This window comes from Nonomuraea sp. CX421 (genome assembly GCF_059358955.1).
In genome coordinates this window covers 125,673-137,818 of record NZ_JCADBK010000016.1, presented here as the reverse complement: position 1 = coordinate 137,818, position 12,146 = coordinate 125,673, and the positions used below count along the sequence as shown (strand labels likewise).

Annotated in this window: 14 protein-coding genes; 10 read left to right on the top strand and 4 right to left on the bottom strand. The window is 71.2% G+C overall.

What is annotated here, in order from left to right; all coding sequences use genetic code 11:
* Positions 1-12: 12 nt before the first annotated feature.
* From AC5L3X_RS26455 to AC5L3X_RS26440, 4 genes are all read left to right on the top strand, one after another.
* Positions 13-1,275, top strand: a complete 1,263-nt coding sequence (locus AC5L3X_RS26455) for an FAD-dependent monooxygenase (protein ID WP_494860424.1) — start codon at positions 13-15, stop codon at positions 1,273-1,275.
* Positions 1,276-1,347: 72 nt separating this feature from the next.
* Positions 1,348-2,535 carry a thiolase family protein gene (locus AC5L3X_RS26450; RefSeq protein ID WP_494860422.1) on the top strand — a complete coding sequence of 396 codons (1,188 nt, stop codon included), beginning with the start codon at positions 1,348-1,350 and terminating at the stop codon, positions 2,533-2,535.
* Between the two features lie 70 nt (positions 2,536-2,605).
* On the top strand, positions 2,606-3,283 hold the full coding sequence (locus AC5L3X_RS26445) for a 3-oxoacid CoA-transferase subunit A (protein WP_494860420.1): 678 nt from the start codon (positions 2,606-2,608) through the stop codon (positions 3,281-3,283).
* A complete protein-coding gene (locus AC5L3X_RS26440; protein WP_494860418.1) occupies positions 3,280-4,008 on the top strand; it encodes a 3-oxoacid CoA-transferase subunit B in 729 nt (242 codons plus the stop codon). Before AC5L3X_RS26445 ends, AC5L3X_RS26440 begins: the two co-directional genes overlap by 4 nt.
* A gap of 63 nt (positions 4,009-4,071) precedes the next feature.
* Here AC5L3X_RS26440 and AC5L3X_RS26435 read toward each other — a convergent pair whose 3' ends face one another.
* A complete protein-coding gene (locus AC5L3X_RS26435) occupies positions 4,072-4,509 on the bottom strand; it encodes a MarR family winged helix-turn-helix transcriptional regulator (RefSeq protein WP_189125616.1) in 438 nt (145 codons plus the stop codon).
* Between the two features lie 131 nt (positions 4,510-4,640).
* On the opposite strand from AC5L3X_RS26435, the gene AC5L3X_RS26430 reads away from it, so the two are divergent.
* The gene (locus AC5L3X_RS26430; RefSeq protein WP_494860416.1) at positions 4,641-6,077 is read left to right on the top strand and encodes an MFS transporter; all 1,437 of its coding nucleotides are present in this window, start codon (positions 4,641-4,643) and stop codon (positions 6,075-6,077) included.
* A gap of 64 nt (positions 6,078-6,141) precedes the next feature.
* Here the strand turns inward: AC5L3X_RS26430 and AC5L3X_RS26425 are convergent, their stop codons facing one another.
* From AC5L3X_RS26425 to AC5L3X_RS26415, 3 genes are read right to left on the bottom strand one after another with little or no spacing between them, the layout of a single operon-like run.
* Positions 6,142-6,495 carry a DUF1801 domain-containing protein gene (locus AC5L3X_RS26425; RefSeq protein WP_494860415.1) on the bottom strand — a complete coding sequence of 118 codons (354 nt, stop codon included), beginning with the start codon at positions 6,493-6,495 and terminating at the stop codon, positions 6,142-6,144.
* Between the two features lie 52 nt (positions 6,496-6,547).
* Positions 6,548-7,372, bottom strand: a complete 825-nt coding sequence (locus tag AC5L3X_RS26420; protein WP_494860413.1) for an SRPBCC family protein — start codon at positions 7,370-7,372, stop codon at positions 6,548-6,550.
* Complete coding sequence (locus AC5L3X_RS26415; protein ID WP_494860411.1) at positions 7,369-7,701, bottom strand: Lrp/AsnC ligand binding domain-containing protein; 333 nt, start codon at positions 7,699-7,701, stop codon at positions 7,369-7,371. The genes AC5L3X_RS26420 and AC5L3X_RS26415 overlap by 4 nt, the downstream gene beginning before the upstream one ends.
* Before the next feature lie 54 nt (positions 7,702-7,755).
* On the opposite strand from AC5L3X_RS26415, the gene AC5L3X_RS26410 reads away from it, so the two are divergent.
* From AC5L3X_RS26410 to AC5L3X_RS26390, 5 genes are all read left to right on the top strand, one after another.
* Entirely contained in the window at positions 7,756-8,088 is a 333-nt protein-coding gene (locus AC5L3X_RS26410) for a hypothetical protein (protein ID WP_494860410.1), read from the top strand.
* A 247-nt stretch (positions 8,089-8,335) separates the two neighbouring features.
* The gene (locus tag AC5L3X_RS26405) at positions 8,336-9,202 is read left to right on the top strand and encodes an alpha/beta fold hydrolase (protein ID WP_494860409.1); all 867 of its coding nucleotides are present in this window, start codon (positions 8,336-8,338) and stop codon (positions 9,200-9,202) included.
* 256 nt (positions 9,203-9,458) lie between these two features.
* Positions 9,459-9,716, top strand: coding sequence for a hypothetical protein (locus AC5L3X_RS26400; protein ID WP_494860408.1), 258 nt, complete (start codon positions 9,459-9,461; stop codon positions 9,714-9,716).
* Positions 9,697-11,172: a hypothetical protein gene (locus AC5L3X_RS26395; RefSeq protein WP_494860407.1), complete on the top strand. Its 1,476-nt coding sequence runs from the start codon at positions 9,697-9,699 to the stop codon at positions 11,170-11,172. Before AC5L3X_RS26400 ends, AC5L3X_RS26395 begins: the two co-directional genes overlap by 20 nt.
* The gene (locus tag AC5L3X_RS26390) at positions 11,169-12,146 is read left to right on the top strand and encodes a polyprenyl synthetase family protein (protein WP_494860406.1); all 978 of its coding nucleotides are present in this window, start codon (positions 11,169-11,171) and stop codon (positions 12,144-12,146) included. Before AC5L3X_RS26395 ends, AC5L3X_RS26390 begins: the two co-directional genes overlap by 4 nt.

Genomic DNA, 12,146 nt, shown 5'->3' with positions numbered 1-12,146 from the left:
GGAACACCGGACATGTCCGAAGACGGTAACGACGTCGACGTGGTGGTGGTCGGCGGCGGGATCGGCGGCCTGGCCAACGCCCTCGCTCTGACGGGCAAGGGCCTGCGGGTGCGGGTGCTGGAGCAGGCCTCCCAGTTCGGTGAGGTCGGCGCCGGTCTGCAGATCGCGCCCAACTGCACCCGCATCCTCGACCGCTGGGGCCTGCTCGACGAGGTCAAGTCGCTCGGCGTGCTCCCCGAGAGCATCGTCATGAAGGACGCCGTCGACGCCGGCGTCCTCACCCGGCTCGACCTGCACGACGTGGAGCGGCGCTACGGCTTCCCGTACCTGGTGATCCATCGCAGCGACCTGCACGGCACGCTGCTGCGCGCCTGCCGGCGGGCGGGGGTGGACCTCGTCAACGACGTCACGGTGACCGCGTACGAGCAGGCCGAGGGCGGCGCCGTCGCCGTCCACGACGGGGGGCGGGAGTTCGGGGAGGTCGTCCTGGCCGCCGACGGCCTCCACTCGGTGGCCCGCCGGATCCTGAGCGACGACCAGCCGGTCAGCTCCGCGTACGTCGCCTACCGGGGCGCCATCCCGATCGACCGGGTCGCCGACCTCGACGTACGCCTCAAGGACGTGGTCGTCTACGTCGGCCCCCGGTGCCACTTCGTCCAGTACCCACTGCGCCACGGCGAGATGTTCAACCAGGTCGCGGTGTTCGAGTCGCCCAAGGCGCGAGCCGGCGAGGAGGACTGGGGCACGCCGGACGAGCTCGACGGAGCCTTCGAGGCCACCTGCGCCCAGGTGCGGGCCGGGCTGCCGCTGATGTGGCGTGACCGCTGGTGGCGGATGTTCGACCGGGACCCGCTCGCGGACTGGGTCCGGGGCCGGATCGCCCTCACCGGCGACGCCGCCCATCCGCCGCTGCAGTATCTCGCCCAGGGCGCGGTCATGGCCATCGAGGACGCCTGGGTGCTGGCCGAGCACGTGGGCGCGCAGGGCGTGACCGGCTCGGCGGCCTCGGGGACTCCGACGGGCGTCGACTGGGACGCCGCGCTGGCGGCCTACAACGCCGTCCGCCCCGAGCACTGCCGCCGCGTGCTGACCACGGCACGGGCCTGGGGAGACCTGTGGCACCACGACGGGGACGAGCGGCTGTGGCGCAACGAGGTGCTCCGTGACCGCGACGTCTACGACTACGACTACGTGGACTGGCTGTTCGGGCCGACCGCTCTCACGCCCGGCGAGCTGTCCCCGATGTACCCGTCTCGTGCCCGTCGCGCCGGGTAAGGAAAGCGGTAAACTACACAAAGTTCGTATGAGGAACTGTTGTTCGCATAGCGAACACTGAAGGAGGACGGCATGGGTGGGGCCTTCGTCTACGCCGCGGCGCGCACACCGTTCGGCAGGTTCAACGGCGCGCTCGCCGGGGTCCGTCCGGACGACCTGGCCGCCGCCGCCCTGCGCGGCGCCCTGGCCAAGGTCCCCGAGCTGGATCCGGCCGCCATCGGCGACGTCGTCTGGGGCAACGCCAACGGCGCGGGCGAGGACAACCGCAACGTCGGCCGGATGGCCGTCCTGCTGGCCGGGCTGCCGGTCAGCGTGCCCGCCACCACGGTCAACCGGCTGTGCGGATCGAGCCTCGACGCGGCCATGATCGCCTCCAGGACCGTGGAGAGCGGCGACGCCGACATCGTCGTCGCCGGGGGAGTGGAGTCGATGACGCGGGCCCCGTGGGTGCTGCCCAAGCCGTCGCGCGCCTTCCCCGCCGGAGACGCGACCGCCGTCTCGACCACGCTCGGCTGGCGGCTGGTGAACCCGAGGATGCCCCAGGAGTGGACGGTCTCCCTGGGCGAGGCCAACGAGCAGTTGCAGGAGACCTACTCCATCTCCCGCGAGCGGCAGGACGCCTTCGCGGCCCGCTCCCACGCGCTGGCCGACGCCGCCTGGGACTCCGGCTTCTACGACGACCTGGTCGTGCCGGTCGAGGGCGCCGACCTCGCGCGCGACGAGGGCATCCGCCCCGGCACCACCCCGGAGATCCTCGCCGGGCTCAAGCCCGTCTTCCGCCCCGGCGGCACCATCACGGCCGGCAACGCCTCGCCGATCAACGACGGCGCCTCGGCCGTCGTGCTCGGCTCGGAGGCCGCCGCGAGCCGCGTCGGCGCCGACCCGATCGCCCGCGTCGCGGGCCGCGGCGCCTCGGCACTGGAGCCCCAGCTGTTCGGGTACGCGCCGGTCGAGGCCGCCGACCGGGCGCTGCGCCGGGCCGGCATCGGCTGGGACGACGTCGGGGCCGTCGAGCTGAACGAGGCGTTCGCCGTGCAGTCGCTGGTCTGCCTGGACGCGTGGAAGATCGACCCCGGGATCGTCAACACCAGGGGCGGCGCCATCGCCATCGGCCACCCGCTCGGCGCCTCCGGCGGACGCGTCCTCGGCACCCTCGCCCACGTGCTGCGCGAACGGCGTGAGCGGTGGGGCGTGGCCGCCATCTGCATCGGCGTCGGCCAGGGCCTGGCCGTCGTCCTCGAGAACGTGAGCGCTTCCTGACCTCCCCAGGCGTTTCCTGACCTCCTCCCCAGGGCTGAAGAAGCCCGGGGCCTCCAGCAAAGGACATCCGATGACCTTGGTCACCGCCGATCCAGGCGCCGCCGTCGCGGGCATCGCGGACGGCTCCACCGTCCTCATCGGCGGGTTCGGCATGGCCGGCATGCCGGTCACCCTGATCGACGCGCTGATCCGGCAGGGCGCCACCGATCTGACCGTGGTCAGCAACAACGCCGGCAACGGCGACACCGGCCTGGCGGCGCTGCTCGCGGCCGGCCGGGTGCGCAAGATGATCTGCTCGTTCCCCCGGCAGAGCGACTCCTGGGTCTTCGACTCCCTGTACCGGGAGGGGCGGATCGAGCTGGAGCTGGTGCCGCAGGGCAATCTCGCCGAGCGGATGCGCGCCGCCGGCGCCGGGATCGGCGCCTTCTACAGTCCCACCGGCGTCGGCACGCCCCTGGCCGAGGGCAAGGAGAGGCGCACCATCGACGGCCGCGACCACGTGCTGGAATATCCGATCAAGGGTGACGTCGCGCTCATCCGCGCCCACGTGGGCGACCGGATGGGCAACCTCGTCTACCGCAAGACCGCCCGCAACTTCGGGCCCGTCATGGCGACCGCCGCGACGACCACGATCGCCGAGGTGCACCGGGTCGTCGAGGTCGGCGAGCTGGATCCCGAGACCGTCGTCACCCCTTGCGTCTACGTTGACCGGATCCTCGACCTGAGCGCAGCGGAGGTCTCAGCGTGACCGTCTCCCTCAACCCCGACATCAACCCCGACGTGCACCCCGACGCCCGGACCGTCGAGCACACCGGCCGTGGCCCGCTCGACCGCGACGAGCTGGCCGCCCTCGTGGCCCGCGACATCCCGCCGGGGTCGTTCGTCAACCTCGGCATCGGACAGCCGACCACGGTCGCCGACCACCTCCCCGCGGGCTCCGGGGTCATCCTGCACACCGAGAACGGCATGCTCGGGATGGGCCCCGCCGCGCACGGCGACGAGATCGACCCCGACCTGACCAACGCCGGCAAGATGCCCGTCACCGAGCTGCCGGGCGCCTCCTACTTCCACCACGCCGACTCCTTCGCGATGATGCGCGGCGGCCACCTCGACGTGTGCGTGCTCGGCGCCTATCAGGTGTCCGAGCGTGGCGACCTGGCCAACTGGCACACCGGCGCCCCCGACGCGATCCCCGCCGTGGGAGGCGCCATGGATCTGGCCATCGGCGCCAAGAACGTGTTCGTCATGATGACGCTGTTCGCCAGGGACGGCACGCCCAAACTCGTCCCGGAGTGCACGTACCCGCTGACCGGGCTGGCCTGCGTGAGCCGTCTCTACACCGACCGGGCGATCTTCCACCTCGGCCCGGACGGCGTGACGGTCGCCGAGACCTACGGCACGACCGTCGAGGAGCTCGCCTCCCGGCTGGACGTCACCCTGCGCACCCTCGGCGGCCGCGAGGACGCCGGCTAGAACGCGGCTGGACCCGGGCCTCACGGGCCGTCCGCGAACGTTCCGAGAACGGCGGCCGGCCCCTCAGGACGTCCGCGAACGTTCCGGGCGTGGCCAGGGCCGCCCGCCCAGGCGCTCCACGTCCGTGTTGAACCGCTTGAGGTAGGCGGCGAAGGCGGCGACGTCCTCGGGCGACCAGTCGGCCAGCACCTTCTCCAGGCCCCGGATGTTCCGGGCGTGCTCCTCGTCGAGATGGCGCTCACCCGCCGACGTGAGGCGGAACTTACGCGCCATGCCGCCCTCGGGATCGGGGATGCGCTCGACCAGCCCGTCGCGCAGCAGGGCCGTGGTCTGGCGGTTGAGGGTGGAGACGTCCAGGCAGAACGCGTCGCTGAGCTGCCCGATGGACATCGGGCCCTCCATCCGCAGGCGGCTGAGCAGGGTGTAGGCGCTGCGGTCGACGTGGCGGAAACGCCCGAGCAGCATCGTCTCGTACTCGATCAGGTGCGTGGGCTTGTCCATGCCGGTCCTACTCCCTTGGCGCGCCTGGCGTGTCTGCCTTGCGATGTGTAACCCCCATATTATGTGCATGTCACACACCATGTGTAGAGTGCACATCATCTGTGTCGGCCCGGAGTGCGAGGGAGTTCCGCGTGGAGGAGCCCGCGACCCGTTCCCGCCCTCAGGGCATCGTGATCGTGATGGCGGTGGCCGGCATCGTCGCCTCGCTCACCCAGACCCTGGTGGTGCCGCTGATCGGTGAGCTGCCCCGGCTGCTGGGCACCAGCGCGTCCAACGCCTCCTGGGTGATCACCGCCACGCTGCTGGCCGGAGCCGTCACGACGCCGGTGACCGGCCGGCTCGGCGACCTCTACGGCAAGCGCCGCATGATGCTCGTCTGCTCGGTGCCGCTCGTCGTGGGCTGTGTGATCTGCGCGCTGGCCGGCTCCCTCGCGCCGATGATCGTGGGCCGTGGCCTGCAGGGCATGGGCATGGGCCTGATCCCGCTGGGCATCAGCGCGCTGCGCGACCTGCTGCCGCCCGAGCGGCTGGGCCCCTCCATCGCGCTGATGAGCTCCTCCATGGGCATCGGCGGCGCGCTGGGGATGCCGATCGCGGCCGGGGTGGCCGAGTACGCCAGCTGGCGGGTGCTGTTCTGGGGCACGGCCGCGCTCAGCGTGCTGGTGGCCGTGCTGATCGGCACGCTGGTGCCGCCCACGCCCGCCCGGACCCCGGGACGCCTCGACGTCGTCGGCGCGCTCGGCCTGGGCGCCGGGCTGGTGTGCCTGCTGCTGGGCGTGTCCAAGGGAGCCGACTGGGGCTGGACCAGCGGCACCACGCTCGGCCTGCTGGGCGCCGCGCCGGTCGTCCTGCTCGCGTGGGGCTGGTGGGAGCTGCGCGACGACACTCCGCTGGTCGACCTGCGGGTCACCGCCCGGCGTCAGGTGCTGCTCACCAACCTCGCCTCGATCGTGGTCGGCTTCGCCATGTACGCCCAGGCGCTGATCATCATGCAGATCCTGCAGCTTCCGAAGGCCACCGGCTACGGCCTGGGCCAGTCGATGCTGGCCGCCGGCCTGTGGATGGCGCCCTCGGGCCTGATGATGATGCTCGTCTCACCCGTCGGCGCCCGGCTGTCCGCCGCCCGCGGCCCCAAGGTCACGCTGATCACCGGCAGCCTCATCATGGCGCTCGGCTACGGCTCCTCCCTGGTCCTGCTCGGCTCACCCTGGGGCATGCTGGTCGTCACCTGCGTCTGCAGCATCGGCATCGGCTTCGCCTACGGCTCGATGCCGGCCCTCATCATGGGCGTCGTGCCCCGTTCGGAGACCGCGGCGGCCAACAGTTTCAACACGCTGATGCGGTCCATCGGCACCACGACCTCGGCGGCCGTGATCGGCCTCGTCCTGTCGCAGATGACCATCCGGTTCGGGCCGGCGATGGTGCCCTCGGAGGGCGGCTTCCGGGTCGGCATGCTCATCGGCTGCGGCGCCGCGCTGACCGCCGCGGCGATCACCCTGGCCCTTCCACGCCGGGCCGAGCAGCCCGAGGCGCACGCCGAGCCGGTCGTCCCCGCCGCGCGCCACTGACGGCGGGCGCGCGTGATCGTCGCCATGATCGTCACGGACGCGCCGGCCTGCCGTCGGCAGATCCTCAGGATCGCTGGTCGAGCTCGGCTGCCTGGTTGATGTAGTCACGCAGGGCCTCGTGATCGACGTCCTCTGGATTCTTGATCTTGACGTGCCGGGTTCTCTTCCCGGAGCCCTTGAGGAGGCCATGCGCGTCGGCGAACTCGACCCCACGCTCGAAGGCGAGCGTGATGTGGGTCTTGCTGACGCTGATGATCGCCAGGATCCTGTTGCCCCGCCAGGCGGGAGAGCCGTAGGTGATCACCTCCTGGGCCTCGGGCGCGTGCTGCCTCATCAGCTCGCGCAGGGCCTCGACGGTGGGTTGGTGGGCGGGCGCGACCCGGGTCCTGACGTATTCGTCGACAGCCTGGTTGCTCAAGATCTCTCCGATGCAGGGATAGGGCCGGTCGGGTCGCGGAGGCGGGGCGGACTCAGCCGGCGGTGGAGTCGTGCTCGTCGTGGAGCCAGATCGGCTGCCAGTCGGCCAGCTCGTGGAAGCGGCGCAGCTCCGCGACGGCGCACAGCTCGCCCGTCCAGGCCGCGTAGGGCGGCTGGCCGGCGTCGAAGCCGCTGCGTGCCAGGGTGAGCCGGGTCCCGCCGCCGGAGCCGGCCAGCTCCCAGGTGAACACGCCCGTGCCCGTCCAGTCGATGGACAGCGCCCGGCCCGGGTCCAGGTCGAGGATCCTGCCGCCGTGGCCGTACTGTCCGCCCACGCGCGCGTCGATGTCGACGGGGAAACCGAACCAGCGGCTCACCTGGGCCCCGTCGACCAGCGAGTCGTACACCTCGGCGGGCGGCGCGGCGAGGAGCACGTCCGCGCGCAGCTCGGTCGAGGTGTAGTCGGGCTTGGGGGTGAGGGGGCGGCCTTCGAGGTGGTCCACCAGGTTGGCGATCGCCAGCGCCCAGAAGGTCTGCAGTGTGCCCAGGCTGCCCGGATGGGAGAAGTCGAACTCGGTCTGCGACACCGTGACGACGGTTGATCCGGGAGTCTCCTCCCGGAGGCCGATCTCCACGGTGGTCGTCTTGCCCGCCAGCGGCCACGCGAAGCGCAGCGTGTGGTCGTCGAGGTGGAGCGGACGTTGGCGGGGGGCGTCGCCCTCCGGGGTGTGTCGGCCCCAGAAGGCGTAGCGGTCCGGCAGATCGGCCTCGGCGTGCTCAGCAAGCCAGACGCGCATCTGAACGGGGTCGGTGAACGCCTCGTGCACGGTCTTGGCCGGTGCGGAGACGCGGGCGCTCATCGTCAAGGGCTGGGTCATGCTCTTCCCTTCAGAGGGAGGTGGCGCCGCGCGATCAGCTCGAGCGCAGGCCGCCTCGCATTGATACGAAAAGTTTGTACGTAAAAATAAACTTTGTCAATGTTGTGATCCACATCAGGCGGCCACGATCTCGCCCACCTCGGGACCAGCGGGATGCGGTCGTGGATACGGGTGGAGAAGATCAGGGAGGTGGTGGTGTGGCCGGCGGTGGCCAGGTGGGTGCAGACGCGTTCCAGGTCGGTCATCGACCGCGCCCACACGGTCAGCACGTAACAGTCCTCGCCGGTGACATGGCGGCACTCCACGACCTCGGGGATCTGGGAGAGCATCTGCGCGCGCTGGCTCGTAGAGCTGTACGGCCTGCCACCGGCGCGGTGGACCCGATGCTGCGCGCCCTCGGCGGGGAGGGGGTGGCCGACCTGGCGGAGCGCACCTGCGAGCTCGCCCGGCGCTTCGCGGAGCGGTTGCGCGAGGTCCCCGGGGTGGAGGTGCTGAACCGGGTGACGCTGAACCAGGTGCTCGCCGTCTTCCGGGCGGACGACGGCGAGCACGACACGCTGACGCGGCGCGTGGTGGACGCGGTCCCTGCTGGCTGGGCGGCACCACCTGGCGCGGCCGCTACGCCATGCGCGTCTCGGTCTCCAGCTGGTCGACCACCGAGGACGACGTCGACCGCTCGGTACGGGCGATCCTGGGGCGCCCGCGGATCCCTGTGAAAGATGGTGTTCCGCCACCGGCGCGCTCCGGCGCCTGAGCGTGCCTTGGCCGGAACCTGCTGCGGCAGCGCACCACGGCTGGTACAGTCAATCGTGATCGAACATGTGAGCGATAACCAAGCTCGCAACCCCCGGATTCGTCCGTGCGGAGCGCTTCAAGCTGGACGTCCCTGTCAGGAGCCGGTCGGTCGATGAGTTTCGCGGCTCCCGATGGTCCCTATGGCAAACATCGGAACGGAGAACACCCGTGAGCGAGCCCAAGACCCACACCCTTGAGGTGCCCGGCGCCATCCTGCACTACGACGTGCGGGAGGCCGAGGCGGGCACCGGCCCGATCCTGCTGATGATCGGGTCGCCGATGGACGCCACCGGGTTCGCCGGCCTGGCCGAGCGTTTCCGGGACCGTACGGTGGCGACCTACGACCCGCGCGGGATCGGCCGCAGCGAGCGGACCGACGGCGCCGCCGAGTCGACGCCCGACCAGCACGCCGACGACCTGCACCGGCTGATCACCGCGCTCGGCGGCGGTCCGGTGGACATCTTCGCCAGCAGCGGCGGCGCGGTCAACGCCCTGGCGCTGGTGGCCCGGCATCCGGAGCAGGTGCGCACCCTCGTGGCCCACGAGCCGCCGGCCGCTCCGGTGCTGCCGGACCGTGAGGAGGCGATGGCCGCGATCGCGGACGTCCGCCGGACGTACGAGCGCGAGGGCTTCGGGCCGGCGATGGTGAAGTTCATCGCGGTCAGCAGCCTGCGGGGCGAGATCCCGGCCGACCTCGCCGGACGGCCGGCTCCGAGCCCGGGCGACTTCGGCCTGCCGGCGGAAGACGACGGTTCGCGGGACGACGCGCTGTTCGCGCAGAACCTCATCAGCTGCACGCACTACGAGCACGACTTCGAGGCGCTGCGCGCGGCGTCGACCCGCGTCGTCATCGGCGTCGGAGCCGAGTCGGAGGGCGAGATGGCCCACCGCGCGGGCGTGGCGGTCGCCGAGCGGCTGGGCACGACCCCCGTGACCTTCCCCAGCCACCACGGCGGTTTCCTCGACGGAGACTTCGGAATGAAGGGCGACCCGGACGCCTTCGCCGTCACCCTCCGCCAGGTCCTGGCCGGCTGAGACGGCCCGATCCAGCGCACGTGGCACCGCCATGGCCCCGCCACACGTCCGGCGGGGCCATCGCCGGCACGCTCGGTCGGCGAAGTGGATCCACGGTGTAGACCGCCGCACGTGGGCTGCCTCATCGGCTCTGGGCAACTCATCTAGCTCCCTCGGCAGCGGACGAGCCGGGCATGCCTACATACGGTAATCAGTCGTGTTCTGTGGGCATATATGCATCGTGAATATCGCCTCAACGGTTCGAAGGAGCGGTGCGATGGCCGATCCCCATTCGCTGGAGGAGGTACGGCGGGTCGTCGCGGCGCATCGCACAGCGATCATCGCCCGCTTCTCCGCCACAGGCCTCGGTGTGGGCAGGCCCGAGCCGGATGGCCCCTATGTCATCACCGTCTACGTCGAGCGTCCCCCTGAGCGCCCGGCCCCGATGACCGTCGAAGACGTACCGGTACGCCTGGTGGTGACGGGACCGTTCCGGGCCCAGCAGGGGGAGCACGATGACCGCTTCCAGCGATGACGGGGACACCCGGGGCCGAGCTCTGGCCCGCGCCGTACGAAGGGGACCGCTGGCCGGCCTGTTCGACGACGTCAACGTCGCGGGAGTCGGATACGGCCGCCGGATGGCCGGTGGGATGCGGACCGACGAACCTGCCGTGGTGGTCTACGTTCACCGCAAGGCGCCCGAGAGATTCCTCCCCCCGAGCATCCTGCTTCCGCGTCGCCTGTACGTCGGGAGGGACTCCATCGAGGTGGATGTCGTGGAGACCGGCCCGTTCTACGCGCAGTCCTTCACCCGCCGCGAACGTCCCGCGCCGAGCGGCGTCAGCATCGGCAACGCATACGACACCGGCACGTTCGGGGCGCTGGTCATCGACACCGACGACGGAACGCTCAACATCCTCAGCAACAACCACGTGATCGCGAGGACGAACGCCGGGCACACGGGCGACCTGGTCATCCAGCCCGGTCTGTTCGACGGGGGCTACGCGCCGGGCGACATCGTCGCCACGCTCAAGCGCTTCATCCCGCTGGCTGCCGCGGGCAACTTCGTGGACGCCGCGATCGCGCAGGTGGTCAACCAGGCCGACGTGATCGACCAGGTCAAGAACACCCTCATCCCCACCGCGACCGCCGCCCACCCGGCGGTGGGGCTCCAGTTCGCCGGCAACTGCGCCCGTACGGTGTTCAGCCCCATCCGCAGGGTCTGCGACGACCTGGACATCGCGTTTCCCGGCGGTCCAGGCGTGATCGACGACGCCCACATCGGCGACCACGTGGAAAAGGTCGGCCGGACCACCGAATACACGACCGCGACGGTGACCGAGGTCGACGTCGAGGCGCGCGTTCAGTACGAAGGCAGGTCCTACACCTTCTACGAGCAGGTCGCGTGCGCCTCCCTGTGCCAGGTCGGCGACTCGGGATCAGTGGTCTACCGGGGCGGCGAGGGCGGTCTGGCCGACTCCTGCGGGTGGGTCATCATGTCGATCGCGGGCGAGCTGCTCGGCCGCGACCTCGACGCGGACACGGCGATCGAGCACGACTTCCGCTGGCGCTACTTCCAGCAGACCCGCGTCGGCGCCTACCTGGTGGACACCTACTTCGTCAATGAGCAGCAGATCGTCGACCGCCTGCGCCACGCCACGGTGAGCGAGGAGGACCGGCGCTACCTCCGCCGCCTCTACGACACCTACATCGGGACCGCGAGAGAGGTGGCGTTGCAGCCGACGTCCACCTCGGTCACGCTCACCGCCGAGCACGTGGCCGAGGCTCGCGAGGCGCTGCGCAGGTTCCGGCCGCACCTGAGCGAGGCCGAGACCGGCGTGGCCGAGCTGGTGCTCGACATGATGGCCGAACTCCAGGGCCGGCCGCCGCAGGAGATCCTGCGCCACCTCAACGACGAGAACGTGCTGCGCGAGGCGATCGAACAGGTCAACCGGCTCGACTTCCTGCGGCAGCCGGACGAGCGGCGATGACGCCGAGCGCGCACTGGTTGGTGAGCGTCCGGGTGCGTACGGCGCTCACCGCCCTCGACGGGCGCATCGACGCCCTGATCGGCCCTTCGGACACCACCCTGCGCGCGATGGCGACCGCGTTGTCAGGCAGGGGCGGCAAACGGCTCCGTCCCGCACTGCTGCTGCTGGCTGCCGAGTTCGGCGACGTCGACCACCGACGCCTGCTGGACGCGGCGGCCGCCCTCGAACTGCTCCACCTCGCCTCGCTCTACCACGACGACGTCATGGACCAGGCGCGGACGCGCAGACACGGACCGAGCGTCAATGCCCAATGGGGAGAGCCGGCCGCCATGACCGCCGGCACCTTTCTGGTGGCCAGGGCGACAAGAACTCTGGCCGAACTGGACGACGCGTGCGGCCGGGAAACCGCCGCGGCGATGGTCCGGCTGTGCGGTGGGCAACTGAGGGAAACGGAGAACGCCTTCAACCTGGACCTCACCGAGCCCGCCCATTTCGACATCATCGCCGGGAAGACCGCGCCCCTTTTCGAGTTGCCCTGCCGTCTCGGCGCCCTGCTCGCCGGAGTGCCGGAGGCGATCACCGGTGCGCTCCTGCGGTACGGCGCCGCCCTCGGACTCGCCTTCCAGCTCGCCGACGACGCGCTTGACCTGCGCGGGACCGCCGAAGCGCTGGGCAAGGGGCCGCTGCGCGACGTCAGGGAGGGCGTCTACACGCTCTCCCTGATCCGGCTGCTCGGCAGGACCACGCCAGAGGCGAAGCGGCTGCGCGAGCTCCTCGGTCTCACCGATCCGTGCCCAGCGGAGATCGCCGAGGTGGCCGCGCTGGCGCTCGGATCGGGGGCGGTCGACGAGGCGCTGAGGGAGGCCAGAAGCCGGGCGGCCGAAGCCCGCGAACAGTTGACGACACTGCCCCGCACCCCTGCCCGGGAGTCGCTGTCCCGGCTCGCCGACCACGCCGTGGCCAGGGCGGGCTGA